Genomic DNA, 23,369 nt, shown 5'->3' on the forward strand with positions numbered 1-23,369 from the left:
CCGTCGTAGGCGTAGCGATGTATGAACGAATCGATGAAGGGAAGGCTCCTTCGCCGTCTGAGACACATCCGGAGCAGACCTGGGCTCCTGTCGGTGGTCGCGTGTCTGTGAGGCGAATACGGGGCCTGATAGATGCCGTGTCAGCGCTCGCCGAAAAGCACGGCTGTCCCAAGGCAGTCGGTCCGGATGCCCGAGTCGCATTCGACCGGGACGCCGCCAGGCTGATCCGAAGCCACATGGACCTGTCCTGGGCCGAGGCGGGCAACCGGGATGTCTGGTCTTTCATCTCGCTCGTCGCCCTACCGCACGTGACCATGTGGCGCTTCGGTGGGGAGAACAGGGAACGGTGGGTGGCTACCGACCTGACCAGGCACACCTGGGCACGGCTGTGGTGGCAGGCAGTGGTCTTCGCCGGTCATGAACAGATCCTTGCCGCCCTCAGTGAGAGCGACCTCAACCAGCTCCTTGAGCGCCGCAGCATCGGCGGCGATTCACGCCTCGTACGTGAGACTGCTCGTGTGGTCACAGAGCTTTCCGGGGACGTTCCCCGGAGAAGGGTCATTCGCGACGTTACACTCCGGCTACTGCGCTATCTGGCATTCCTCGACATCCGAGCTCTCAGCGATGAACAGGTCCGAGATCTGTGCTCCGTGCTCGTGACCGAGACGATCATGCGTCTGTCGAAAGACACGCCTCATCGTTAGTGCTGGTCCAGTGTGGCGGCTATGTGCTTCGCCAGACCTGCCGCAAGCTCGACCGGCACGGCGTTGCCGATCTGCCGGGCGATCTGGATCTTGGTCCCACACCACTTGAAGTCGTCCTTGAAGCCCTGCAGCAGTGCCGCCTCGTGGTGGCTCAATGCGCGGTGTTCCTCGGGGTGCAGGTAACGACCCTTTTCAGGCTTGAAGAACTCTGTCCTGATGGTGACTGACGGTCGATCCCAGCGCAGGCGCGCGAACACGTCCATGCCGTCCGTCCGTCCCACCCAGCATGGGGGAAGGAGATGTGGTGGGATGCTGCGCCGATCACCCTCCGGCGGGATGCTTCTCATCCGCTCAATCGAAATCTCGGCGTACTTTCGTGCGAAGTCCAGGGCGGACGCCTTAAAAGCTCCCGCTACCTCCTGCCCGAAGAACCGGTCCGTGTCGTCCGGAAGCTCGGTATTCTCAGGAATGACGGAGTCGCGGAGCTCCCAGATGGCGTCGCGGACGGTTCGCCACTCTTCTCGGGGTACATCCCCACCCGGCACGTGTATCCGAGGGTAATCCTTGCGGGTCCCGATAACGATGAATCTCCGGCGCATCTGCGCCGCTCCAAAATTCGCAGCGAGAACCGTCTGGAAGCTCAACGAATAGTTGCTGAGCACTCCGCCAGGTTGCGTCTCCTCCCAAAGACTATGAAATTGTCCGGAGCGCTGGAACTGCGGCACGTTCTCGAGCAAAAACGCCGCAGGTTTGATCTTCACCAGGGCCTCGACGTACTGGCGCCACATAGAGTTGCGCGGATCACCGATGTCGCGTTTGCCGAGGCTGGAGAAGCCCTGGCAGGGCGGTCCGCCTATGACCACGTCAGCGGTCGGCAGATCTCCCTTCACCCATTCCGCTATATCGCCCCAATAGACGTTTTCTTCCCCGAAATTGGCTGCGTAGGTCGCTGCAGCGGCGAGGTCGAATTCCACAGCCCCCACGGTCCGGTACCGGCCGGTGCTGTGGAAGCCGGACGTCAGACCACCGCAACCGGCGAACAGGTCGACGACTCGAAGCGTGTCCGACCCACCCTGCGATGTGTCCGTCACCCTTCCCTCCTGCCGGTAGCCGCCGCTACGCACAAGTTGCTAGGGGCAATGGAGCAATGGTAATGATCAAGTTCGCCGCTGCCGCGGAGGCGCGCCAGCCGCCCGGTGGCGGGAGGGGAGGGCTGTTCCAACGGCCTCTTCCTTCATTGAACAAGGGATCCGGACACGTTGCGCAGACCGTACAAGCCACCTACGACATCGGTCGCCTGCCGTTCCGTGCAATGCTCACCAGCCGGCCGAGGCTGACCAGGCCTGCGGTCCAGCAGCGTAGCCGAAGACCTCTCGGGTCTCGCGGATGGGGAGGACACCGACGAGCTGGGCCTCCAAAGTCCCGCAGAGCTCGTTGAGATGGGGCCGGAGACGGGGAGCTCGCCTTGCCAAAGCCCAACCACGACGGCAGTGGCCATCAGGAGTTTCTTCCAGGTGCGGGAACGCCGGAGCGTCGCACTCTCGGAAGTGCTTGGTGCCCTTCCCGGACCCAGCGACTCCAAGAGAGCGGTGCGTATCGGTTGGCCTGGAGGCTGTCCAGTTTTGCAGTGCGACGGTCGTCGATCCAGCGCATGTCTATCGCGTCGCCGCGGTCGGAGATGTCTACCACTGCGACATCCAGAGCAAGGTTCGGAAAGCTACGACCCTTGGTCTCGTCCTTCTGCACAACGTGCTCGAGCCGTTGGATAATGCCGACCCCGCAGAACCTCACGTGCCCTTTGACCAGGCTTTGCCCGTCTCGCTCCACGGTCTCCGAGCGGAACAACAGGAGGGGCGGGGCGAGCAGTCGGTCGTGGATGCCGCTAGAAGCGTAGAGGGGCCAGGCCTCGAGCAGGGCTTTGTTGCCTGCAGTGGAGCCGAGTGGACCTCGAGTGTCTGGCTTGTGGTCCCCGTAGTAGCGAACGTGGCCGCGGTTCAGGTCGAACTCGTCATACCAAGGATTAGTTGCGTGCCCAGCCTTCCAAGGGCTGGATCGAAGGGCAACGACAGGCCGCCGTTTCCCGTCCGACGCGTGGACGTTCGCTGGCGCATTGATTCCTCTCTCCAGCTGGATGCGCGGCAGGCTGCTGTCCGGCGACGACGTCACGAAGTAGTAGTTGAGGTAGCCGTCCAGCGTCTCGTCAAGCGGGCTGGCATCGCGCGCGTAGCGAAGGATGTCGTTCGTCCGGACGATGCGAGGCGTCATGATCGCATCGTGCCGCGTTCGACCGTGCGTCAACAGCCCCGTTCGGACAAGACGTAGACCGTCGCGACGTCGATCGGGGGCGGCGGTACTTCCAGGCAGTTGAACCCACTGGTTCCGCTCATCTTCGGCGGCTTAGGCGTCTCGTTCGGCCACGAAGACGCCGAGTCCCTGGTGGCCGTATAGCTCGCCCGTCTCGATGAGGATCGTGATGGCTTGGCGGACTGTCGTCTGGCTGCGAACCTCGTAGATCTCGGCGAGCGCCTTCGTCGACGGCAGCTTGTGTCCGGGCGGCCACTCGCCCGAAGCGATGCGCCCTCTGACGTCGGCGATGATCCGTCGGTAATGCGGCTCGAACTTCCGTGGTGCGGGCATGCGAAGTACTCCCAGCTAGGCCCACACATCTGATCACGGCGGTGACTCCTCGGTCGGAGCAGCGTCCCTGATCAGCCAAATGACCCGAGCCAGCGCTGGCCAGCGCGCTGCTCCGACGCCCACGAACGATGAACGCGCGCTGCGCTCAGCCTTTTCCGAGGCAGCGTCGCGAGACGTAGGCGGGCCCGGGGCGGGTGCTGGGCTCCGGTCGGTACGGGCGCGCGGCCGTACCGACGGTCCCCGCCCGCCTCGGTGCCACATCACGCAAACCACGGGAGGGTCATGCCGTCCATCGGCAAGGAGCGGACGCAGCGATGATCTACGTGACCGGGGAACGCCTGCACCCGCACCACGTCCGCGCCGCTGCCTTCGACACCCGCTGGCGCGGCCTCGACCCGAACCAGGTCAACGACTACCTCGCCAGGTTGGCCGACGAACTCGACCGCCTGCACCGGGAACTGGCCACCGCGAACACCGAGTCCGAACGCATCCGCCAGGCCCTACGCCAGTGGCAGTCCCGCCACACCGGCTGCCGCCACTCCCCGCCCGGTTCACCGAACAGCAGGTGGCCGCGGTGAGCGCGCCCCGCTGGGTCATCCACCTGCCGACCACGTTGACCAGCCTCGACGGCGCCCTCATCCTCGCTACCGCGCTGCGCGACTCGCTCGGCCACGTCACCGCCATCGACTTCGGCGAGACCACCCTCAGCGAGGAGGACCGCCAGTTCCTGCGTACCCGAATCTGGTGTGACGCCCGGCTCGACGGCGCCGGCCGCTGCCGACGCCGCAACGACCACGACGGCCCGTGCGGGGTCACGGGGGAGTAGCCTCCGGGCATGCCCGACCCCTTGATCGACGACCTGCTGGCCGGCTTCACGGATCCCCGGCCGTACACGATGGAGGCTGTCGCCGACGCTTCCCGCGCGCCCGGCGTGCACGTGGTCCTCGACGGCGGCACGGTCATTTACGTCGGCCGGACCGGGAATCTGCGCAACCGCCTCCGGCAGCACCTGACCGGCAATCGCGGGTCGTCGGTGCTGCACGAGCAGGTCGGCCAGCTCCTCGACAAGCAGGGCCCCGTGGCGCCAGCGCAGGACATCGCCGGCTGGCTGAGCCAGCGCGAGGTCCGCTGGCAGGAGACCGACAATCCGGAGGGTACGAAGGAAACTCTGGTCCTGGCCCTCAAGCCCCGCTTCAACCGTCAGGTGCCCAGGCCGCGCTGATGAAGCAGCACGCGCCGGTCGATCGTCATCGCCGTCGATACCGGACGGTTTGGACGCCGTTTACTGTCCAGGGCGCCTGACCACCGGTGTTCAGCGGCTCGCCTGCGCCACCAGCGGGATGCCCTCGCGGTAGGTCGGCACCGCCGGAGCCCATCCCAACTCGCGCTTGGCCTTGGCGTTGGAGACGCGCATCGACGTGGTCATCATCGCGTGGACGTACGGGATGGGCCGCAGCATCCAGTTCGGGACCCGCCACGGCCGGCGTGCCCCGAGCTGGGCCGCGAACGTGTCCAGGTAGTCCCCCCAGCGCACGGGCTCGTCGTCGACGATGTTGTACGCCTGTCCGGCGCGCCCCTTCTCCAGGGCGGCCACGGTCGCCGCGGCGGCGTCCTCCAGGTAGATGAAGTTGGCGAAGCCGCCGGACGAGGGCACCGGTAGCCGGCGCTTGCGCAGCAGGTTGACGATCATGCTGGTCATGCTGTCCCGCCCGTAGAAGAATCCGTAGCGGAGCGCGATGCCCTCCATCTCGTCGGCCGAGAACACCTGCTCCTCGGTGGAGCGGATGGCCGCGACGGCCTCGCCGAGCTTGCCGCTCGCGGGTTCGCCGAACGGGTCGTCCTCGGTGATCACGTGTGGGCCGTGGTCGTGGTAGCCGTACCCGAGCACGATCGACTGGGTGACGAAGCGGTGGGCGCCGACGGCCCGGGCGGCCGCGAGGAGGTTGGCGGTTCCGGTGGTACGCAGGCTGTTCGTGCTTTGAAGCGCCGCCCGCATGTTCGTGGTGCCCAACGCGGTCAACTCGTGCAGGACCGCGTCGGCCCGCACGCCCCGTACGGCTGCGAGCAGGTTCTCGCGGTCCAGCACGTCGGCGACCACGGCCTCGGTGCCGGCGTTGCGCAGCCGCTCGGCGTTGGACTGGCTGCGGGTGATGCCGACGACCTGGTGGCCGGCGGCGAGGAGTCGGCGGGTGAGGGGCGTACCGATGGCGCCGGATGCGCCGGCGAGCAGGACTCTCATGGCTTCGGTCCCTTCCAGTAGGTGTCGCCCCTGTTGACGAAGTACCGAGCGGACGTGTGATGACCTGGCGGTGTGTCGCCTCGCACAACCGGAGCGCAGCCCAATAAGCGCTTCATCTCGTTCAGCGGCCCTACCTACGATCGGCTCATGGGTCGGCCCTTCCACATCATCGCCCCGCCGCGCTCCTGAGCGGGGCGCCTCAGCTCGACGTGTCCAGCCTGTGCCGGCTGGACACGCAGTTCACCCTGCGCTGAGTTCGGCACGCCCCGCTTCCGCGACCCCGATTCCTTCGTCGCAGGAGCGATTTCTTCATGCTTGTCTCCGAACACCCGGTGGCCGCCACCCGGCGCTCCGCCACCGGCATGTGGTCTCTTGTCCTCGCCGCCGTGCTGTGGGGCACCGGTGGCCCTACCGGCAGTCTCCTCGCCCAAGAAACCGGGCTGTCACCGCTGGCGGTGGCCGCCTACCGGCTCGCCACCGGCGGCGTGCTCGTCCTCACCTGGCTCTGCCTGACCCGCCAACCGCTGCCACGCCGCCGGCGCGCCTGGATCCGGATCGTCGTGAACGGACTGCTCGCCGCGGTCTTCCAGGCCTGCTTCTTCGCCGCGGTGTCACTGACCAACGTCAGTTTTGCCACCCTGCTCACCATCGGCACATCACCAGCCCTGGTCCTGTCAGCCGAATGGATCCTCCGGCGGCGGCGGATCAGCACGTCGGCGCTGGCCACGGTGGCGCTGGCCGTCAGCGGCCTGGCCCTGCTCGTCGGTCGGCCGGCCGGCGGCATCACCACCACGAACGCGCTCGCCGGAGCCGGGCTCGCGTTGCTGTCGGCAGCCGGCTTCGCCACCATGACCCTCATCGGAACGCGGCCCGTCGCCGGTCTCGACGACCTCGCCGCGACCGGCATGAGCTTCACGATCGGCGCGGCCATGCTCGTCCCTCCGGCCGCCGTGACAGCCGGCATGGACTTCGTCCCGACTCCGGCGTCCGTGGGGTTGCTGCTCCTGCTGGGCACCGTACCCACCGCGGTGGCGTACGCGCTGTACTTCCGAGGGCTGCGCACCAGCGTGGCCAGTACGGCAGCCCTGGTCGCGCTGCTGGAGCCACTGGTCGCCACGCTCCTGGCCACGCTGTTCCTCGGTGATCGCCTCAGCTCGATGGGGGTGGCCGGTGCCGGACTGATCGCCACCGCCATCGTGCTGAACACCCGCAGCAGCTGAATCGCGGCGTTCGGCCGTCGCTGTCCGCAGCGGCGGCCGCACGGGCGCAGGGTCGACGCTGTGGGCGGGCGTCGATATCGGTACGTCGGCCCGGCGGACGTTCCCCTGGGGCGAACCCCCGAATATTTGGTGGCCGTCGACGGATGACCTGAGCAACTTTCACCACTAGCGTCGGTCGGACCTGGACAGTCACCACTCGGGGAGGACCTCCCATGAAGAGCACCGCCCGATGAAACCCCGTCCACTCGCCGCCGCGGTCACCACCATCGCGCTCGTCGCCGCCGGCCTCACCGTCAACACCGGCACCGCCGTCGCCCACGGCAAGGGCTACTCCGCCCTGATCCAGCGCGCCTCCTACGGCGTACCGCACATCACCGCCCGCGACTTCGCCAGCCTCGGCTACGGCGTCGGCTACGCCCAGGCCGAGGACAACGTCTGCCTGATCGCCGAGCAAATGGTCACCGTGAACGCCCAGCGGTCCCGCTGGTTCGGCGCGGACACCCGCAACGTCAGCAGCGACCTGTTCCACCAGAAGGCCATCGACACCCAAGCCGCCGAGCGCTGGCTGGTCGGCCCGCGCGACGGCGTCCGGTCACCCTCCAACGAGGTACGCGACCAGATCCGCGGCTTCGTCGCCGGCTACAACGCGTACCTGAAGACTGAGAAGACCACCGACCCGGCCTGCAAGGGCAAGGACTGGGTCCGCCAAATCACCGAGATGGACATGTGGCGGGCGAACTGGGCGCGCATGGTCCGGGCCAGCTCCGGCGCCCTCGCCGACGGCATCGTCGCCGCCGCCCCGCCCGGCGGGACCGCCACGAAGGCGAGCGCCCCGCAGGCCGAAGTTGTCGTGAAAGCCGCCGACGGCGCGCCGGCCGGGGTGGGCAGCAACGCGTACGGTCTGGGTCGCGACGCCACCGCCAGCGGCGCCGGCATGCTGCTCGCGAACCCGCACTTCCCGTGGGACGGCGGCGAGCGCTTCTACCGGATGCACCTCAAGGTGCCCGGCCGGTACGACGTCGAGGGCGCGGCCCTGGTCGGCGACCCGATTGTGGAGATCGGCCACAACGGCCGGGTCGCCTGGTCGCACACCGTCTCCACCGCCCGCCGCTTCGTCTGGCACCGGCTGGCTCTGGTGCCCGGCGACCCGACCAGCTACCTGTACGACGGCCAGCCCCGGAAGATGACCTCCCGCACGGTCACCGTGCAGACGCCGGCCGGGCCGGTCAGCCGTACCTTTTACGACACCCACTTCGGCCCGGTCGTCGTGGTGCCGGGCAGCTTCGACTGGACCGCGCAGGCCGCGTACGCGATCACCGACGTCAACGCCGCGAACAACCGCGCGCTCGACGGCTGGCTGGCGATGGGCCGCGCGAAGTCGGTGGGTGAGCTGCGGTCGGTGTTGGACCGGCGGCAGTTCCTGCCCTGGGTGAACGTCATCGCCGCCGACCGCGACGGCCGCGCGCTCTACGCGGACCACTCCGTCGTGCCCCGGGTCACCGACGCCCTCGCGGCCGCCTGCATCCCGGCGCCCTTCCAGCCCTTGTACGCCAGCAGCGGCCAGGCCGTCCTCGACGGCTCCCGCTCGTCGTGTGAGCTGGGCCGGGACCGGGACGCCGCGGTGCCCGGCATCCTCGGGCCGGCGAACCTGCCCCTGCTGATCCGCAAGGACTACGTGACCAACTCCAACGACAGCTACTGGCTGGCCAACCCGGCCCGCCCGCTGGAGGGCTACCCGCGCATCATCGGCAACGAGCGGACCGAGCGCAGCCTGCGGACCCGGCTCGGCCTGCACCAGGTGCGGCAGCGGCTCGCCGGCACCGACGGGCTGCCCGGCAAGCGGTTCACCACCGGTCGGCTGTGGGATGTGACGTTCGGCAACCGGGCGTACGGCGGCGAGCTGGTCCGCGACGACCTGGTGAAGCTCTGCGAGGCGCAGCCGAGCGCCACCGCCTCCGACGGCACCACCGTCGACCTGACCGCCGCCTGCGCCGCGCTGCGCGGGTGGGACCTGAAGGTCGACCTGGGCAGCCGGGGCGCGCACCTGTTCACCGAGTTCGTCCTGGCCGGCGGGCTTCGGTTCGCCGACCAGTTCGACCCGGCCGCGCCGCTCACCACGCCGAACCGGCTCGCCGTCGACGACCCGAGGGTACGCACGGCCCTCGCCGACGCCGTCCGCAAGCTGGCCGGCATCCCGCTCGACGCCCGCCTCGGCGACGTCCAGACCGAGCCGCGCGGCGCCGAGCGCGTCCCGATTCACGGCGGGCGCCACGAGGCCGGCGTGTTCAACATGATCATCGGGGTGTTCGAGCCCGGTGTCGGTTACCCGAAGATCCGGCATGGCTCGTCGTTCGTGATGGCCGTCGAACTGGGCCGCCACGGGCCGTCGGGGCGGCAGATCCTGACCTACTCGCAGTCGGCGAACCCGAACTCGCCCTGGTACGCCGACCAGACCCGGCTGTACTCCGGCAAGGGTTGGGACACCATCAAGTTCACCCAGAAGCAGCTGCGGGCCGACCCGAACCTGGTCACGTACCGGGTGGGGGAGCGCCGCCGCTGACGGTGCGGCTCCGGCCCGCCCCCCGTCCCGGCGGGCCGGAGCCGCGTCACCGGCCCGGCGGCTGGTACGTCACCGGCATCTGGGTGGCTGCGTCGATCTCCTCGGGCGCGATCAGCGGGACGACGCTCGCCTCGACCCCGCCCGCCGCCCGGACGGCGATGCCCAGGGCGGCGGCGGTCACGTAATCCGGCAGCTCGCCGATCACGTAGAGGTCGTACTCGCCGAACGCGTAGTACAGCGTCTCCACCCGCCCGCCGGAGTTCTCGACGAGAGCGCGGACGATCTCGGCGCGCGCCGTCCCGCCCTCCCTGCCCAGCCCTGCCATCCCCTGGCTGGTGTAGGTCGCCTTGAACAGGAACTTCGCCACGTAGCCACCGCCTTCCGCGCTCCCCGGGCCCGGCCGCGCGTACCCACTTCGGAGCCGGCTACGCCTCCCGGGTCAGCTCTCCTGGTCGAGGAAGGCGAGGGTGACCGCGGCGAAGAGCGGCGAGGCGAAGAGGTCGTAGTGCGTCAGCCCGGGCAGGATGGCCAGGGCGTGGCCGCCCGCCGGCCGGCCCTCGCCGGCCCAGCCGCCGTCGCGCAGCCCGCCGTCGAGCAGCGTGAACACCTCGACGTAGTGGCTGGGCGGCGCCATGTCGGCGTCGGCGGCGACTACAAGCGTCGGCACCCGCAGGCCGCGTACCTGCTCCGTGTAGTCGAAGTCCCTGGCCATCGCCTCGCCGATCTTGTCGAGCAGCCGGGGGAAGTCCTCCGGGCGCGGCGCCACCCGCTGGTACAGCTCGTACATCGGGGTTTCCTTCATGAACTCGGCGGCTGCGCCGCTGACCTGGCCCTGCTGGGCGAGCATCTCCGGGTAGATGGCGTCGCGGCGGACGTTTGCCGAGGCCATCACCAGGCGGCCCACCTTCTCCGGATGGCGCACGGCGACCTGGAACGCGACCCCGCCACCGAGGGAGTAGCCGACGACGTCGGGCTTCGCCAGGCCGAGGTGGTCGATCAGGGCGGCGACGTCGTCGGCCATCAGCGTGACGTCCAGCGGCCGGTCGACATCGGCGGTGCGGCCGTGCCCCTGCAGGTCGACGAGGATGACCTGGTGCTTCTCGGCGAGCGTGGGCAGGATCGGCGCGAACATCTCGCCCGAGCCGAGGCCGCCGTGCAGCAGGATCATCGGGTGCCCGGCGCCGTGCGTCTCGTAGTACAGCTCGACGCCGTTGACGTCGGCGTACCGGCCGGTGGTGGTGTCGGTGGTCGTGGTCATCGCCGTCTCCTCAGGTTGCTTCGTCGCGATGCCCTGTTGACCGGGCGGCCGCCGCGGACTCATCGCCGCCGCCGGCACGAAATTTCCGGCGTCCGGAAGTGTCGGGGGTGAGGGCTAGATTGGCGGCGTGAGTGACGTGGCGACCAGCACATCGATCGAGGCGCTCCTGGAGCCGTACCGGGCGGAGCTGACCGGCTACTGCTACCGGATGCTCGGCTCGGCGTTCGAGGCCGAGGACGCCGTGCAGGACACGTTCGTGCGGGCGTGGCGCGGCTACGAGCGGTTCGAGGGCCGGTCGGCGCTGCGCACCTGGCTCTACCGGATCGCGACGAACGTCTGCCTGAACATGCTCGCCAGCGCGCAGCGCCGGGTCCGGCCGATGGACCTGGGCCCCGCCGGGTCGGGCGAGGCCACCCACCCGGGCGAGCCGCGCCCCGAGGAGATCTGGGTGGGCCCGGCGCCGGATGCCCGGGTCCTGCCCGAGGGCAGCGACCCGGCCGAGGTGATCGCCGGCCGGGAGTCGGTCCGGCTGGCGTTCGTCGCCGCCCTGCAGCACCTGCCGCCGCGGCAGCGGGCCGTGCTCATCCTGCGCGAGGTGCTGGCCTGGTCGGCCCAGGAGGTCGCCGAGCTGCTCGGCACGACGGTCGCGAGCGTCAACAGCGCCCTGCAGCGGGCGCGGGCCACGCTCGCCGCCACCGACACCGCCGCCGAGGTCCACCAACCGCTCGACGAGGAGCAGCAGGCGCTGCTCGCGCGCTACGTGCGCGCCTTCGAGGCGTACGACCTGAGGGCGCTGACCACGCTGCTGCACGAGGACGGGACGCTGTCGATGCCGCCGCTGCCGCTGTGGCTGCGCGGCCACCACGACATCACCGCCTGGATGGCCGGCACCGGAAGCGGCTGCCGGGGCTCCCGCCTGGTCCCGGTGGTGGCCAACGGCCTGCCCGCGTTCGGGCAGTACCGTCCGAGCCTGACCGGCTCCGGGCACGACCCGTGGGCGCTTATCGTGCTGGAGATCTCAGCCGGCCGGATCTCGGCGGTCAACAACTTCCTCGACACCGCCCGGCTCTTCCCGCTGTTCGGCCTGCCCGACCGGCTGGAATAGCACGCCCGCCAGGCCGAGCAGGTCGGCGAGTTCCAGCAGGCCCGCGTCGGCGCCGCTGACCACCAGCCGCCAGCCGTGCCGGCGCGCGGTCAGGCACAGCCGGGCCAGCGCCTCGACGGTGACCACGTCCGCGCCGAGCACCCCGGCAACGTCGCAGACCACCACGCCCCGGCCCGCACCGCGCAGCTCGTCGGCCAGTTCGGCGCAGAGGGCGGGGATCTCCGCGCGGGTCAGCGTCCCGGCCACGGCGAAGATGACCGCGTAGGTGCTCACCCCGGTAGGACCGGCCACCGGCGCGGAATTCATCGCCGTCACGCCGATGAGTCCCGCCGCCCCCCACGGTCTGACCGGCATGACGATTCGACTCGCACTCCAGACGGCCGGCCCGCTCCTGCTGCCCGGCGACGCCGGCTACGACGAGCACCGCCGCCCGCTCAACCCCGCGCTGGACCCGCGCCCGGCCGCGGTCGTCCGGGCCGCCCACACCGAGGACGTACGCCGGGCGGTGCTGGCCGCCCGCCACCACGAACTGCCGTTCGCCGTGCAGGCCACCGGCCACGGGACCCACGTCGCGCACGACGGCGCGCTGCTGCTGCGTACCGATGCGATGTCGGCGGTCCTGATCGACCCGGACCGGCGGGTCGCCCGGGTGGGGCCCGGCACCCGCTGGGGTGACGTGCTGGCCGCGGCGGCGCCGTTCGGGCTCGCGCCGCTCTCCGGCTCCTCGCCGGACGTGGGCGTGGTCGGCTACACGCTCGGCGGCGGCCTGGGCTGGCTGGCCCGGGCGCACGGCCTGGCCGCCGACAGCGTGCTGCGCGCCCGGGTGGTCACCGCCGACGGCACGGTGCGGATCGCCGACGCGGACCGCAACCCGGACCTGTTCTGGGCGCTGCGCGGCGGCGGTGGCTCGTTCGGGGTGGTCACCGAGCTGGAGTTCCGCCTCTACCCGATCACCCGGGTGTACGCCGGCGCGGTCACCTTCGGCCGGGAGCGGGCCGCCGAGACGCTGCTCCACTACCGGGACTGGATCGAGCGGGTGCCCGACGCGCTCAGCACCGCGCTGCTGCTCACCCGCGACGGGTCGCTCGTGGTGAAGGCGATGTACGCCGGCGACCCCGACCGGGGCCGGGCGCTACTGGAGCCGCTGCTCGCCGCCGCCGGGCCGGTCGTCCACGACGGCCTACGGGTCGTCGACTACCCGCGGGCGGCGATGGGCGGCACCTTCGCCCGTACCTTCGACCAGGTGCGCGTCCTCGACGACGACCTGGTGGCCGCGCTGGCGGCCGAGCCCGACGCCACCGTGGAGATCCGGCACTGGGGTGGCCGAATCGCCCGGGACTCCGGCGCCGCCGCGCACCGCGACGCGCCGCTGTCGGTCGTGCTGGACACCGTCCCGACGCCGGGTACGGCGGCTGCGCTGCGCCGCGCCGGCCTGGGCAGCAGCTTCCTCAACTTCCTGCCGGACCCGGCACGGACGGCGACCGCGTTCACCGCGCGGAACTGGGCCGCGCTGCGGCGGATCAAGGCCGCCCACGACCCGGACAACGTCTTCGCCGCCGGCCTCGCCGTCCCGCCGCACGCCGCGGATCTGGTCTGCGCCGCCGGACGGTGAGGGGCGGCCGCCCGTTCGGCCGGCTTCGCCGACGCCGACGCCGATCCGGCGGTCGTCCACGTCGGCCCGGTGACCGGCCGGGCTCAGCTCATCCGATTAGCAGGTTCACCAGTCTTGGCGGGCGCACGATCGTCCGGGTCACCGGGCGGTCCGCGAGCAGCGCGGAAACCGCGCTGTCCGCCAGCACCCGCCGCGTCAGCTCCTCCTCGGAGATGTCCACCGGCACGTCCAGCCGGTGCCGCACCTTGCCGTTGAGCTGCACGACGCAGACGGTGGTCGACTCGGCCGCCAGGGCGGGATCGACCGCCGGCCAACCGGCACGGGCGACGCTCGGCCGGTGGCCCAGGCGCGACCACATCTCCTCGGCGGTGTACGGGGTGAACAGGGACAGCACCACCGCGACCGCCTCGACCGCCTCCCGGACGGCCGGGTCGCCGCCCTGGCCGCTGTCGATCGCCTTGCGGGCGGCGTTGACCAGCTCCATCGTGCGCGCGACGGCCACGTTGAAGCGGTGGCCCTCGATCAGCGTGGTCACCGCGTCAACCAGCCGGTGCGTGACGCGGCGCATGGCCACGTCACCGGTCGCCGGGTCGGTTCCCGGCGCCGATGTGACGTCAGCGGCCAGGCGCAGCGCCCGGGCCAGGAAGCGGACCGAACCCGACGGCGACACGTCGGCCCAGTCGATGTCGTCCTCGGGCGGGCCGGCGAAGACCATCGTGAGACGAACCGCGTCGACCCCGTACGTGTCGATCTGCTCGCCGAGGTTGACCATGTTGCCCTTGGACTTCGACATGGCCGCGCCGTTCAGGATCACCTGGCCCTGGTTGAGCAGCGCCGTGAACGGCTCGTTGAAGTCGATCATGCCCATGTCCTGCAGGACCTTGGTGAAGAACCGCGCGTAGAGCAGGTGCAGGATGGCGTGCTCGACGCCGCCGACGTACTGCGCCACCGGCAGCCAGCGGCGCACCGCCTCCGGGTCGAACGGACCGTCGGTGTAGTTCGGCGAGCAGTAGCGCAGGAAGTACCACGACGAGTCGACGAAGGTGTCCATGGTGTCGGTGTCCCGCTCGGCCGGGCCGCCGCAGCGCGGGCAGGGCACCTCGGCCCACTCCCGGGCGGTCGCCAGCGGTGACACGCCGGCCGGGGCGAGGGCGGCGCCGCGCAGGTCCGGCAGGCGTACGGGAAGCTCGTCGTCGGGGACGGGAACCTCGCCGCAGGACGGGCAGTGGACGATCGGGATCGGGCAGCCCCAGAAGCGCTGGCGGGAGATCAGCCAGTCCCGCAGCCGGTAGTTGATGCCCGCCCGGCCGCAGGCCCGCGCCTCGACCTCCGCCACCACGCGGTCGGTGGCGGCCTCCCGGTCGAGCCCGTCGAGGAGATCGGAGTGGATCCGGGGGCCCTCCGCCGCGGTGGCGACGCCGGTCCGGGCCGGGTCCGCCTCGGCCGTGATGGCGACGACGGGCAGGTCGAACCCGCGGGCGAAGTCGAGGTCGCGCTGGTCGTGAGCCGGTACCGCCATGATGGCGCCGGTGCCGTAGCCGGCGAGCACGTAGTCGCTCGCCCACACCGGGATCTTCGCGCCGGTGAACGGATGCGCCGCGTACCGGCCGAGGAACACACCGGTCTTCGTGCGGTCCGCCGCCATTCGGTCGATGTCGCTCTCCCGGCGGGTCGCCTCCACGTACTCGTCGAACGCCGCCCGGCACTCCGGGGCGCACAGCTCCTCGGCGAGCGCGGAGTCGGCCGCCACGACCAGGAAGGTGGCGCCGAAGATCGTGTCGGGGCGGGTGGTGAAGACGGACACCGGCTCCGGGTACCCGTCGACGTGGAAGTCCAGGTACGCGCCGACCGAGCGGCCGATCCAGTTGCGCTGCATGGCGAGCACCCGGTCCGGCCAGGCGCCCTCGAGCTGCTTCATGTCGTCGAGCAGCCGGTCGGCGTACCGCGTGATCCGGAAGAACCACTGGGTCAGCTCGCGCTTGGTGACCTCGGCGCCGCACCGCTCGCACTGCCCGCCGATGACCTGCTCGTTGGCGAGGACGGTCTGGTCGACCGGACACCAGTTGACCGCCGACCGCTGCCGGTACGCGAGGCCACGGTCGTAGAACCGCAGGAACAGCCACTGCGTCCAGCGGTAGTACTCGGGGTCGCTGGTGTGCAGGCGGGTCCGCCAGTCGAACGCGACCCCGTACCGGCGGAACGACTCCGCCTGGGTGTCGATGTTGGCGTACGTCCAGTCGGCGGGGTGCTCACCGCGCCTGATCGCCGCGTTCTCCGCGGGCAGGCCGAACGAGTCCCAGCCGACCGGATGCAGCACGTCGAAGCCGCGCTGGACCCAGTAGCGGGCGAGGGCGTCACCGAAGGCGTACGCCTCCGCGTGGCCCATGTGCAGGTCCCCGGACGGGTACGCGAACATGTCGAGCAGGTAGCGACGCTCCCGGCTGCCGTCGTCCGCCGCCTCGAAGAGCGGGGTTCCGTCCCAGACCGGACGCCAGCGGTCCTGGATGGAGGCGAAGTCGTAGGTCCCGGCACCGTCACTCACGTCTGCGCACCAGTTTCGTCCCTCGGATAAAAAGCCCCGTCAGCTTAGCGAATCCGGCCTGCCGCCCCGGTTGCGCAGATCGACGGCGAGCAGGGTGAGCCAGAGCAGGCCGGTGCCCACGGTGAGGCGCTGGTAGAGACCGGCGAGGTCGACCAGAGCGGCGGCCTGGGCGAAGCCGAGGCTGGCGACGACGAACCCGGTCAGGAAGACCAGCCCGATGAGCGCCGACCAGGCCGCCCAGCCGCGCCGGCGCTGCCCGGCGAACCGGCGGGTGAGGACGAAGGTGGCGGCGACCAGCGCCGGGAACCCGATCAGCGCCGCCGCGTCGTGCAGTGCGCCGGACGTGCTGTAGCCGGCCGGCAGGTCGGGGGTGCCGGGTGGGTAGCCGCTGACCGGGTCGGTGGTGAACGCGCCGGCGGCGATCAGGCTGATCGCCCACACCCCGATGAGCAGGGGCCCCCAGGTCGCCGCCCGGCCCGGCCGGAGGACGCGGCGCGCCCCGACCGCGAAGGCGAGGGTGAGCGCGCCGTACACCAGGAAGTTGACCGTCTGGGTCCAGCCGCGCTCGCCGAGGGAGAGCGAGCTGATCGGGTGTCGCAGCGGGTCGTAGTCGTCGCGGAGGGCGCCGTCGACCAGGAACGCGAGGACGAACAGCGGGCCGGCGACGATGCCGCAGAGCAGGAGCGCCCTCGTCAGGCGGCCCGGTCGGGGAGCGGGCGGTGTGGCCGCGGGGATCAGGGTGGTCGTGGTCATCGCCGGATTCCTCCTTGCGGGAGAGGAGCGTTCTGTCAACGTACGTTGACGACGCAAACGCTGTCAACCGGAGTTGACGCGCCCGTCACGTCCGCACCGTTCGTACCGTCACCGGCGTGCCGGCCACCGGCGCGGCCGTGGTGGTCCTCACAACCGACTCTGCCTGCCGCTAAAGCGGCGGCGAGGTGTCGGTGGCGAGGGCTACTCTGCCCTGCGGGCTTCGCTCCTACCTCGTGCCGTTCCCGCCAACCGGCAGGCGCCGGGGTGCCACCACCCCTCATCCGTTCGGTCGATCCGACTTCAGGAGACTTCGTGACACAGCAATCCGTCGCGGCATCGCAGCCTGTTCCGACATCGGACAAGCTCGACGCCGCGGTGCTCAAGGTGGCCGGCGTCGTCGTGCTCGGCGCGATCATGTCGATCCTCGACGTGACGGTGGTCAGCGTCGCGCTGCCGACCTTCCAGAGCGAGTTCGACGCCACCTACGCCCGGGTGGCGTGGACGATGACCGGCTACACGCTTGCCCTGGCCACGGTCATCCCGCTCAGCGGGTGGGCCGCCGACCGGTTCGGCACCAAACGGCTCTACATGATCGCGCTGGCGCTGTTCACGATCGGGTCCGGCCTGTGCGCCACCGCCGACACCATCGGTGAGCTGATCGCGTACCGGGTGCTCCAGGGCCTCGGCGGCGGCATGCTCATGCCGATCGGCATGGCGATCATGACCCGGGCGGCCGGCCCGCACCGCATCGGCCGGCTGATGGCCGTCCTCGGCATCCCGATGCTGCTCGGCCCGATCAGCGGCCCGATCCTGGGCGGCTGGCTGATCGACACGGCGAGCTGGCACTGGATCTTCCTGATCAACCTGCCGATCGGCGTCGTCGCGCTGGTGTACGCGCAGCTGGCCCTCCCGAAGGACAACCCGGAACCGTCGGAGTCGTTCGACTTCCTCGGCATGCTGATGCTCTCGCCCGGCCTCGCTCTCTTCCTGTACGGCGTCTCGACGCTGCCCGAGACCGGCACGTTCGCCGACCCGAAGGTCTGGGTGCCCATGCTGGTCGGCGCCGCGCTCGTGGTGGCGTTCGTCCTCTACTCCTTCAAGCCGAAGCACCCGCTGCTCGACCTGCGGCTGTTCCGCAACCGCAGGCTGACGGTCGCCGCGGTGACCCTGTTCGTCTTCATCATCGCGTTCATGGGCGCCGGCCTGCTGTTCCCGAGCTACTTCCTCCAGGTGCGCGGCGAGTCCACCCTGCACGCCGGCCTGCTGATGGCGCCGCAGGGCCTCGGGGCGATGGTCACCATGCCGATCGCCGGCACGCTCGCCGACAAGGTGCCGGTCGGCCGCACCGTGCCGTTCGCGCTGCTGCTGATCGTCGCCGGCCTGTTCACCTTCACCCAGCTCGACGCGGACACGTCGTACGTGCTGCTGTGCGGTTCGCTGTTCGTCATGGGCCTGGGCATGGGCGGCACGATGATGCCGATCATGACGTCGGCGCTGCGGACCCTGACCGGTCACGAGGTGGCCCGCGGCTCCACGCTCGTGAACATCCTCCAGCAGATCGGCGGCTCGGTCGGTGCCGCCGTGATGTCGGTGATCCTCACCAACGAGCTGAACGGCTCCCGGGTCATCCCCGGCGTGACCGACCCGGACGGCAACCCGGTCACCGAGGCCGGGCTGGCCATCGCCGCCCAGCAGCGGCCGGAGCTGGCCCAGCAGGTTCCGGACCCGTCGCTGATCGAGCGGGGGCTGGACTTCGCCGCCGGCTCCTTCGCCTCGACGTTCTGGGTGGCGTTCGCCCTGGTCGTGCTGACGTTCATCCCGGCCGCGCTGCTGCCGAGGCGGCGTGAGCGGTCGCACCTGCTGGACGACCAGCCGGGCGGGCCGGGGGAACAGCCGAAGACGCCGGTGGTCGTTCACTGATTCCGAGCCAGCGAGGCCGCCGGTATCTCCCGGCGGCCTCGCGGCGTCCGGAGCGTTGGCACCCCCGGTGGGGGTCAGATGCCGGGCGGCGTGTACGAGATCCGCTGTCCCACCGCATCGTCGACCTCGTCCGGCGTCAGCACCGGCGTGACCCGCGTGTCCAGGCCGCCCGCCGCCCGGATGTCGATCGCCAACCCGGCGGCGGTCTTGTGGTCCGGCAGGTCACACAGCACGTACGTGTCGTCGCCGCCGAAGCCGAAGTGGAACGACTCCAGCGTCCCGCCGGCGTTCTCGACCATCTTGCGTACGACGTCGGCCCGCTTGCTGCCGCCGTCCTTGCTGAGCCCCTTCATGCCGTCGACCGTGTAGGTCGACTTCAGCAGGAACTTCGCCATCTCGACCCTCCCCAGACGCTGTCGCGGCCGCTCAACGCGTTCCCTGCCGCTGGACGCGGGCAGCACCCTCGACCTTGGCGCGACCGTGGTCGCGCTCGGTGCCCGAGGTGCCGGTCGCGGTCCGTCGGCGCCGCTGGTCCGGCCCGTGCTCGACGGGCGAGCCCTGCCGGCCCGGCGCGCCGCTGCCTGGATGCCGCCGTCCGCGCGCCGACTCGCCGCCAGGATCATGCTTGTTCGGCTTGTGGCTACCCATGGGCCGCGCGTACCCGGTACGGCAGCCGGTACGCATCCGCCGCCGTCCCCGGACGACCCGGTCCAGCCGACTGATACCGCGATATCCCGTTCCGGGACGGCGCGGCGAGCGGATGCGTCGATAACGTCCGGATCAGCCGGATCGGGTGCGGGTAGGGCCCTGGTCCGCCGCTGGCGACGAGGAGGCCCTGATGAGCGTGACCATGCCCGACGCGCTGCCCGGCGAGCTGGCCGGCATCACCGTCCACATCGACCGGTGGCGTCCCGCGCTACCTCCGGACGCCTGGCCCGGCGGCTTCCCGCAGGCCGGAGTGGTGTGGCGGCAGGACGTGTTCGCCGTGGCTGACGCATGGCGGCAGGGCGACGCGACACCGCGCCAACTGCTGAGCGCGGTGCTGATGTGGGGGTACGGCCCGATCGGCTACGGCCCCTGGCGCACCGCGCGCTCCCTCGACGGCGACCCGGACGGCACCCGGCTGGCACACGCCCTCGACCCGCTGCGGGCACCGGTCCTCGACGAGGAGGTGCTTCGTACCGCCTACCGGCGCCTGCGGGATCCGAGGGAGTCGCGGCTGCCCCGGCTCGGCCCGGCCTTCTTCACCAAGCTGCTCTACTTCGCCGGCTACCGGCGCGGCACCGGTGGGCTCCAACCGCTCATCCTCGACAGCGTCGTGGCCCGGCGGCTGCCGCCGGCGGCCGGGGTGAGCCGTCCGTCCGCGTGGCTCTCCGAGGAGTGGCTCGCCTACCTGCGCTGGGCCGGCGAGCAGGCCCAGCGGCAGGGCATCGAGCCGGAGGAGGTGGAGCTGGCGCTCTTCCACGACCGCTGGCCGCCCCACCTGGGTTCGCCGTAGGGGAGGGTCACGCCGCGCTGCGCAGGCGTTCGTCCAAGGCGTCGAGGTCGGGCAGGAACCAGATGTGCCCGCCCTTGTTCGACTCGTGTACCAGCGCCCGCAGCGCCGACGACTCCGCCAGGTGTGCCGAGATGTCGCCGATGATTGCCAATCGCAGCCGGTAGTTCACGAACTTCTGCATGACCTCCCCGGCGAACCGATTGCCGAGCGTGAAGAAGCGCGCGTCGAGCCGGCTCGCCGGCACGGCCACCACCTGCGCGCCGAGGAACGCCGCCCCGATCAGGTCGAGCGCGTCCTGCTCGGTGGCGATCACCGGCCCCGCCGGGTCGAGCACCAGCACCCCCACGCCGGCCAGCTCCTGGATGTCGTCGCTCACCGGTCCACTACTCCCGTCCGTCGCGGCGTCACCCATGGCCCCGCACCCCGTCCAGCACGGAGTCGACCAGCCGCAGCAGGTCGGCCGTGGCGGTCGGGCCGCCGAGGATCACCAGGGTCAGCCGGTTCCGTTCGTCGTCGTACATGGTCTGCAGGCTCAACGGCGGTCCGGGGTCGTGCCGGGTCGCCGCCCCGGCCTGCACGAGCGTGCCCAGCCGGTCGGCGGCGGCCCGGTCGACACCGTCGATCCGCACGATGCTCGACACCTCGACCGGCCCGGCGGGTGCGGTCGGCTCGCCGGCACCGGTCAGCGCCGCCAGGTCGCGCTCCGCGATCCGGTACTGCTTGCCGATCCGCACCGCCCGCAGCCGTCCCGACCGGATGTAACCCCGGACGGTCCGCACGTGCAGGCCGAGCCGCTCCGCGACCTGCTCAACCGAGTACATGTCACTCCCCATCGTTCCCTAACTGTAGCTCACAGGGAAGGTTAGGTAACAATGAGGTCGGGGCGCTCCGCGTTGCCGCTCCCGGACGCGACGATGCCGCCGCCATCGCGGTATCCGCTGGTCCCGGACACCGCGATGCCGGCGGCATCACGGGTACTGCCCGTTTCACTCCTGGGCCGGGGCCTCCTCGCCCTCCAGCAGCCGGGCCAGGCCGGTCGCGCCGGGGCCGATCCGCTTGACCTGATCGTTGAAGATCATGTGGATCGTGCCGTCCACGTCCATCGCCAGGCTGGCGTGCCCGTCGTACTCCTCGCCCAACGGATACAGCTGGCCGGCCGTCGGCGCGTCCAAGCTGTCGAACCACTTCTTCTGGCCGATGCACAGCGCCGGATCGAGCCGTACGCCGATGCGCGCGTGGTCCCGGCCCGGACCGCTCACCGGCACGGCCAGCCCGCCGAACTCGGTGAGGAACGCGCGGGCGGGGGCGTGCATCGCGAACCCCTCGGGAGCGAGGGCGGACTCCCACTCGCTGACATCCACCCGCCGGCGCGGGTTCCAGCCGGCCGCCTTGAGCGCCTGGGTCACCCGCGGCGGCAGGTCCCGGTCGTCGGGCCTCACAGCGCCTCCCTGAGGTCGAATGCGTTCCGCAACGAGATACAACTGTTGCAGCACGGATTGTGGCTGCCGTGGGCGGGGTTGCCGGGGGCCCGGATCCGGGCCGACCCGATCGCACCGCCGCGTGGGTCGATGCCCTGGTCGAGCAGCCGCGACAACGACTGCGGCAACGCGCAGTTGCCGTGCCAGGGCGCGCGGAGGTTCGGCGGCACGCTGTCGAGGACCCGGGACACCTCGCGGTGCGGCGGGTAGATGTTGTTCGGGTGCTCGCTCACCGACACCTCGGTGTGCCGACCGTCGGCGGTGGTCACCGCCTCGGCGGTGCCGTTGGTACGGCCGTTGGCCTGCTGCCGGTCGGCCTCCCGGCGGGCGCGCCAGGACGCCTGCCGGGCGGGGGACGCGTTGCGGGTGGGCCGGGCGTCCGGGTCACCCCGCCGCCGGCGCTTGACCTTCTTGACCGGGCGGACCCACTCGCGGGCGAACTTCGCGGCGAGCTTTCCGCCCCGGTTCCTACCCACTGATCAACCGCCAGACGCACTCCTGGATCAGGTTGCCGACGATGGTGCGGGAGATCGCCTGGAACACCGGTATCTCCAGCAGCGACGCGCCGAACGTCGGAGCCGCGGTGGCGATCGCCTGCGCGATCTGGATCGCCAGGATGGTCAGCTGCACGATCACGGCGATCTTCAAAGCCAGCACGATCGCGGCGCAGATGATCAGCCCCGCACCGCCGATCACCGACCCGTCGACGTTGCTGAGCAGGCTGGCGAGCGGGCTCTCCGCGCCGGACCACCAGTCCCGGAACGCGTCGATGTCCTTGCCCTCGTTGCCACCCAGCACGGCGGCGGCCGAGGCGCCGGCCGCGTCCACGAAACCGGCGATGTCGCTGCTGAAGTCGACCCAGGCCTGGCCCAGCTCGAAGAGCTTCTCCTCGTCCGAGGCCGGCCACGTGTAGCCGAGGATGTCCAGCAGTGTGATCAGCTCGCCCGGTAACTGCATCCCCACGCCGTCACCCCCCGAGTCGTCCCAGGATCCCGTTGAACAGGTCGGTGTTGTCGGCCTCGTTCACCTCGTGGGCCTGCGCCATCGCGGACAGATCCTCGCCGGCGAAGCCGATCTCCTCGAGCGCCTCGGCGAGCACCTCGAAGACGAAGCTCGACGCCTCCTCGTACGCGACGCCGAGGATCGAGCCCGTCTCGTCGTCGCCGAACACCGGACCGATCGCGGCGACCCGGGCCTGGAAGGCGTTGAGCCGGTCGGCGAAGCTGGTGGCCGCGGACCCCATCCCCTCGGCGGCGGACGCGAGACCCTCCGTGTCGATCTGCACCGCCGTCACCCGCCCCGGCGGCCGAGCCGGTCCTGCGCGGCGGCCAGGCCGCTGACGAACGTGCTGAACTGCCGCGCGGCGTCCTGCTGGAGCGTCGTCAGCTGCCGGCCCAGCTCACCGAGGTCGACCGGGCCGGCGGCGGCCGGCGCCGAACGCTGGAGATCCTCCAGCGCGGCGTTGACCGCGGCGACGATGTGCTCGGTCAGCGTCGCCAGGTCGAGCCGCAGCAGGCGTGGATCGACCTCGAGCGCGGCCACCCGGCCGGGCAGTTCGGTGCGGGCCCGGACCAGGCCGTCGGCCGCCTCGCCGTGCCCCTCGACCGGCGACCCGTCCCCGTCCTGCACGGCGGACTGGTAGGCGTTCAACGCGCGCAGCGTGTCCGACAGTGTCTTGTCCATTCCGGACGGATCGGTCGACGTCACCCTCAGCCCCCGGTATTCACGCGACTACGTCGCAGTGATCCTAGGCCACGCCCGCCAGGATCATCGATGCCCGTCTCGCCGTCGCCGGCCGGTCGCCGGTGCGGTCGCGGAAAGTCCGGCGCGTCGTGTCGTACGG

General features: G+C 70.9%; 27 protein-coding genes. 10 read left to right on the plus strand and 17 right to left on the minus strand.

Annotated elements, in window-relative coordinates; translation table 11 throughout:
• Window positions 1-17: 17 nt before the first annotated feature.
• Window positions 18-704, plus strand: coding sequence for a DUF6339 family protein (locus ABTW87_RS10820; RefSeq protein WP_502891569.1), 687 nt, complete (start codon window positions 18-20; stop codon window positions 702-704).
• On the opposite strand, the gene ABTW87_RS10825 is transcribed toward ABTW87_RS10820, so the two are convergent.
• From ABTW87_RS10825 to ABTW87_RS10835, 3 genes are all read right to left on the minus strand, one after another.
• On the minus strand, window positions 701-1,828 hold the full coding sequence (locus ABTW87_RS10825; protein ID WP_350650599.1) for a DNA cytosine methyltransferase: 1,128 nt from the start codon (window positions 1,826-1,828) through the stop codon (window positions 701-703). The genes ABTW87_RS10820 and ABTW87_RS10825 overlap by 4 nt on opposite strands.
• 373 nt (window positions 1,829-2,201) lie before the next feature.
• A complete protein-coding gene (locus tag ABTW87_RS10830; RefSeq protein WP_350650600.1) occupies window positions 2,202-2,969 on the minus strand; it encodes a hypothetical protein in 768 nt (255 codons plus the stop codon).
• Between the two features lie 132 nt (window positions 2,970-3,101).
• Complete coding sequence (locus tag ABTW87_RS10835; protein ID WP_350650601.1) at window positions 3,102-3,341, minus strand: GntR family transcriptional regulator; 240 nt, start codon at window positions 3,339-3,341, stop codon at window positions 3,102-3,104.
• 314 nt (window positions 3,342-3,655) lie between these two features.
• Here ABTW87_RS10835 and ABTW87_RS10840 point away from each other — a divergent pair, with 314 nt between their 5' ends.
• The 3 genes from ABTW87_RS10840 to ABTW87_RS10850 are packed head-to-tail and all read left to right on the plus strand — an operon-like array spanning window position 3,656 to window position 4,563.
• Window positions 3,656-3,919 carry a DivIVA domain-containing protein gene (locus tag ABTW87_RS10840; RefSeq protein ID WP_350650602.1) on the plus strand — a complete coding sequence of 88 codons (264 nt, stop codon included), beginning with the start codon at window positions 3,656-3,658 and terminating at the stop codon, window positions 3,917-3,919.
• Complete coding sequence (locus ABTW87_RS10845; RefSeq protein ID WP_350650603.1) at window positions 3,907-4,167, plus strand: hypothetical protein; 261 nt, start codon at window positions 3,907-3,909, stop codon at window positions 4,165-4,167. Before ABTW87_RS10840 ends, ABTW87_RS10845 begins: the two co-directional genes overlap by 13 nt.
• Before the next feature lie 9 nt (window positions 4,168-4,176).
• Window positions 4,177-4,563: a GIY-YIG nuclease family protein gene (locus ABTW87_RS10850; RefSeq protein ID WP_350650604.1), complete on the plus strand. Its 387-nt coding sequence runs from the start codon at window positions 4,177-4,179 to the stop codon at window positions 4,561-4,563.
• Window positions 4,564-4,653: 90 nt separating this feature from the next.
• On the opposite strand, the gene ABTW87_RS10855 is transcribed toward ABTW87_RS10850, so the two are convergent.
• Window positions 4,654-5,580 (minus strand): NAD-dependent epimerase/dehydratase family protein, encoded by a 927-nt coding sequence (locus ABTW87_RS10855; RefSeq protein ID WP_350650605.1) that lies wholly within the window; start codon window positions 5,578-5,580, stop codon window positions 4,654-4,656.
• A gap of 311 nt (window positions 5,581-5,891) precedes the next feature.
• Here ABTW87_RS10855 and ABTW87_RS10860 point away from each other — a divergent pair, with 311 nt between their 5' ends.
• Both ABTW87_RS10860 and ABTW87_RS10865 read left to right on the plus strand, forming a co-directional pair.
• Window positions 5,892-6,800 carry a DMT family transporter gene (locus ABTW87_RS10860; protein WP_350650606.1) on the plus strand — a complete coding sequence of 303 codons (909 nt, stop codon included), beginning with the start codon at window positions 5,892-5,894 and terminating at the stop codon, window positions 6,798-6,800.
• Between the two features lie 229 nt (window positions 6,801-7,029).
• The gene (locus ABTW87_RS10865) at window positions 7,030-9,360 is read left to right on the plus strand and encodes an acylase (RefSeq protein ID WP_350650607.1); all 2,331 of its coding nucleotides are present in this window, start codon (window positions 7,030-7,032) and stop codon (window positions 9,358-9,360) included.
• A gap of 46 nt (window positions 9,361-9,406) precedes the next feature.
• Here the strand turns inward: ABTW87_RS10865 and ABTW87_RS10870 are convergent, their stop codons facing one another.
• Both ABTW87_RS10870 and ABTW87_RS10875 read right to left on the minus strand, forming a co-directional pair.
• On the minus strand, window positions 9,407-9,685 hold the full coding sequence (locus ABTW87_RS10870) for a GYD domain-containing protein (protein ID WP_350650735.1): 279 nt from the start codon (window positions 9,683-9,685) through the stop codon (window positions 9,407-9,409).
• 114 nt (window positions 9,686-9,799) lie between these two features.
• Complete coding sequence (locus ABTW87_RS10875) at window positions 9,800-10,618, minus strand: alpha/beta fold hydrolase (protein WP_350650608.1); 819 nt, start codon at window positions 10,616-10,618, stop codon at window positions 9,800-9,802.
• Window positions 10,619-10,745: 127 nt separating this feature from the next.
• On the opposite strand from ABTW87_RS10875, the gene ABTW87_RS10880 reads away from it, so the two are divergent.
• Entirely contained in the window at window positions 10,746-11,723 is a 978-nt protein-coding gene (locus ABTW87_RS10880) for a sigma-70 family RNA polymerase sigma factor (RefSeq protein ID WP_350650609.1), read from the plus strand.
• On the opposite strand, the gene ABTW87_RS10885 is transcribed toward ABTW87_RS10880, so the two are convergent.
• Entirely contained in the window at window positions 11,637-12,077 is a 441-nt protein-coding gene (locus ABTW87_RS10885) for an STAS domain-containing protein (protein WP_350650610.1), read from the minus strand. The two genes, ABTW87_RS10880 and ABTW87_RS10885, sit on opposite strands and share 87 nt — an antisense overlap.
• On the opposite strand from ABTW87_RS10885, the gene ABTW87_RS10890 reads away from it, so the two are divergent.
• The gene (locus ABTW87_RS10890; protein WP_350650611.1) at window positions 12,076-13,335 is read left to right on the plus strand and encodes an FAD-binding oxidoreductase; all 1,260 of its coding nucleotides are present in this window, start codon (window positions 12,076-12,078) and stop codon (window positions 13,333-13,335) included. The two genes, ABTW87_RS10885 and ABTW87_RS10890, sit on opposite strands and share 2 nt — an antisense overlap.
• 88 nt (window positions 13,336-13,423) lie before the next feature.
• On the opposite strand, the gene leuS is transcribed toward ABTW87_RS10890, so the two are convergent.
• Window positions 13,424-15,877 carry a leucine--tRNA ligase gene (leuS, locus tag ABTW87_RS10895; RefSeq protein ID WP_350650612.1) on the minus strand — a complete coding sequence of 818 codons (2,454 nt, stop codon included), beginning with the start codon at window positions 15,875-15,877 and terminating at the stop codon, window positions 13,424-13,426.
• A 39-nt stretch (window positions 15,878-15,916) separates the two neighbouring features.
• The gene (locus ABTW87_RS10900) at window positions 15,917-16,630 is read right to left on the minus strand and encodes a DUF998 domain-containing protein (RefSeq protein WP_350650613.1); all 714 of its coding nucleotides are present in this window, start codon (window positions 16,628-16,630) and stop codon (window positions 15,917-15,919) included.
• 312 nt (window positions 16,631-16,942) lie between these two features.
• Between ABTW87_RS10900 and ABTW87_RS10905 the strand changes: the two genes are divergently transcribed.
• A complete protein-coding gene (locus tag ABTW87_RS10905) occupies window positions 16,943-18,550 on the plus strand; it encodes a DHA2 family efflux MFS transporter permease subunit (RefSeq protein ID WP_350650614.1) in 1,608 nt (535 codons plus the stop codon).
• A 74-nt stretch (window positions 18,551-18,624) separates the two neighbouring features.
• On the opposite strand, the gene ABTW87_RS10910 is transcribed toward ABTW87_RS10905, so the two are convergent.
• Entirely contained in the window at window positions 18,625-18,945 is a 321-nt protein-coding gene (locus ABTW87_RS10910; protein ID WP_350650615.1) for a GYD domain-containing protein, read from the minus strand.
• A gap of 443 nt (window positions 18,946-19,388) precedes the next feature.
• On the opposite strand from ABTW87_RS10910, the gene ABTW87_RS10915 reads away from it, so the two are divergent.
• Window positions 19,389-20,048 carry an 8-oxoguanine DNA glycosylase OGG fold protein gene (locus ABTW87_RS10915; RefSeq protein ID WP_350650616.1) on the plus strand — a complete coding sequence of 220 codons (660 nt, stop codon included), beginning with the start codon at window positions 19,389-19,391 and terminating at the stop codon, window positions 20,046-20,048.
• A 7-nt stretch (window positions 20,049-20,055) separates the two neighbouring features.
• Here the strand turns inward: ABTW87_RS10915 and ABTW87_RS10920 are convergent, their stop codons facing one another.
• The 7 genes from ABTW87_RS10920 to ABTW87_RS10950 all read right to left on the minus strand — a co-directional run bounded on the left by ABTW87_RS10920 (window position 20,056) and on the right by ABTW87_RS10950 (window position 23,209).
• Window positions 20,056-20,424: a DUF4180 domain-containing protein gene (locus ABTW87_RS10920; protein ID WP_350650617.1), complete on the minus strand. Its 369-nt coding sequence runs from the start codon at window positions 20,422-20,424 to the stop codon at window positions 20,056-20,058.
• A gap of 28 nt (window positions 20,425-20,452) precedes the next feature.
• Window positions 20,453-20,881, minus strand: coding sequence for a helix-turn-helix domain-containing protein (locus tag ABTW87_RS10925; RefSeq protein ID WP_350650618.1), 429 nt, complete (start codon window positions 20,879-20,881; stop codon window positions 20,453-20,455).
• A 153-nt stretch (window positions 20,882-21,034) separates the two neighbouring features.
• Window positions 21,035-21,487: an SUKH-3 domain-containing protein gene (locus ABTW87_RS10930; protein WP_350650619.1), complete on the minus strand. Its 453-nt coding sequence runs from the start codon at window positions 21,485-21,487 to the stop codon at window positions 21,035-21,037.
• On the minus strand, window positions 21,484-22,002 hold the full coding sequence (locus ABTW87_RS10935; protein WP_350650620.1) for a hypothetical protein: 519 nt from the start codon (window positions 22,000-22,002) through the stop codon (window positions 21,484-21,486). The genes ABTW87_RS10930 and ABTW87_RS10935 overlap by 4 nt, the downstream gene beginning before the upstream one ends.
• A complete protein-coding gene (locus tag ABTW87_RS10940) occupies window positions 21,995-22,483 on the minus strand; it encodes a WXG100-like domain-containing protein (protein WP_350650736.1) in 489 nt (162 codons plus the stop codon). Before ABTW87_RS10940 ends, ABTW87_RS10935 begins: the two co-directional genes overlap by 8 nt.
• Before the next feature lie 10 nt (window positions 22,484-22,493).
• Window positions 22,494-22,811 (minus strand): hypothetical protein, encoded by a 318-nt coding sequence (locus ABTW87_RS10945; protein WP_350650621.1) that lies wholly within the window; start codon window positions 22,809-22,811, stop codon window positions 22,494-22,496.
• 5 nt (window positions 22,812-22,816) lie between these two features.
• Window positions 22,817-23,209: a YbaB/EbfC family nucleoid-associated protein gene (locus ABTW87_RS10950; RefSeq protein ID WP_350650622.1), complete on the minus strand. Its 393-nt coding sequence runs from the start codon at window positions 23,207-23,209 to the stop codon at window positions 22,817-22,819.
• Between the last annotated feature and the right edge of the window lie 160 nt (window positions 23,210-23,369).

Origin of the sequence: Micromonospora sp. NPDC126480 (genome assembly GCF_040302465.1) — a bacterium.
In the GTDB taxonomy this organism is placed as follows: Bacteria; Actinomycetota; Actinomycetes; order Mycobacteriales; family Micromonosporaceae; genus Micromonospora.

Coding starts and splice junctions, on each gene's coding strand:
- ABTW87_RS10840 (WP_350650602.1), top strand. CDS start 3,656: ATGATCTACGTGACCGGGGAACGCCTGCACCCGCACCACGTCCGCGCC.
- ABTW87_RS10910 (WP_350650615.1), bottom strand. CDS start 18,945: ATGGCGAAGTTCCTGCTGAAGTCGACCTACACGGTCGACGGCATGAAG.
- ABTW87_RS10835 (WP_350650601.1), bottom strand. CDS start 3,341: ATGCCCGCACCACGGAAGTTCGAGCCGCATTACCGACGGATCATCGCC.
- ABTW87_RS10860 (WP_350650606.1), top strand. CDS start 5,892: ATGCTTGTCTCCGAACACCCGGTGGCCGCCACCCGGCGCTCCGCCACC.
- ABTW87_RS10940 (WP_350650736.1), bottom strand. CDS start 22,483: ATGCAGTTACCGGGCGAGCTGATCACACTGCTGGACATCCTCGGCTAC.
- ABTW87_RS10820 (WP_502891569.1), top strand. CDS start 18: ATGTATGAACGAATCGATGAAGGGAAGGCTCCTTCGCCGTCTGAGACA.
- ABTW87_RS10850 (WP_350650604.1), top strand. CDS start 4,177: ATGCCCGACCCCTTGATCGACGACCTGCTGGCCGGCTTCACGGATCCC.
- ABTW87_RS10915 (WP_350650616.1), top strand. CDS start 19,389: ATGAGCGTGACCATGCCCGACGCGCTGCCCGGCGAGCTGGCCGGCATC.
- ABTW87_RS10865 (WP_350650607.1), top strand. CDS start 7,030: ATGAAACCCCGTCCACTCGCCGCCGCGGTCACCACCATCGCGCTCGTC.
- ABTW87_RS10885 (WP_350650610.1), bottom strand. CDS start 12,077: ATGCCGGTCAGACCGTGGGGGGCGGCGGGACTCATCGGCGTGACGGCG.
- ABTW87_RS10855 (WP_350650605.1), bottom strand. CDS start 5,580: ATGAGAGTCCTGCTCGCCGGCGCATCCGGCGCCATCGGTACGCCCCTC.
- ABTW87_RS10900 (WP_350650613.1), bottom strand. CDS start 16,630: ATGACCACGACCACCCTGATCCCCGCGGCCACACCGCCCGCTCCCCGA.
- ABTW87_RS10950 (WP_350650622.1), bottom strand. CDS start 23,209: ATGGACAAGACACTGTCGGACACGCTGCGCGCGTTGAACGCCTACCAG.
- ABTW87_RS10925 (WP_350650618.1), bottom strand. CDS start 20,881: ATGGGGAGTGACATGTACTCGGTTGAGCAGGTCGCGGAGCGGCTCGGC.
- ABTW87_RS10830 (WP_350650600.1), bottom strand. CDS start 2,969: ATGACGCCTCGCATCGTCCGGACGAACGACATCCTTCGCTACGCGCGC.
- ABTW87_RS10890 (WP_350650611.1), top strand. CDS start 12,076: ATGACGATTCGACTCGCACTCCAGACGGCCGGCCCGCTCCTGCTGCCC.
- ABTW87_RS10870 (WP_350650735.1), bottom strand. CDS start 9,685: ATGGCAGGGCTGGGCAGGGAGGGCGGGACGGCGCGCGCCGAGATCGTC.
- ABTW87_RS10875 (WP_350650608.1), bottom strand. CDS start 10,618: ATGACCACGACCACCGACACCACCACCGGCCGGTACGCCGACGTCAAC.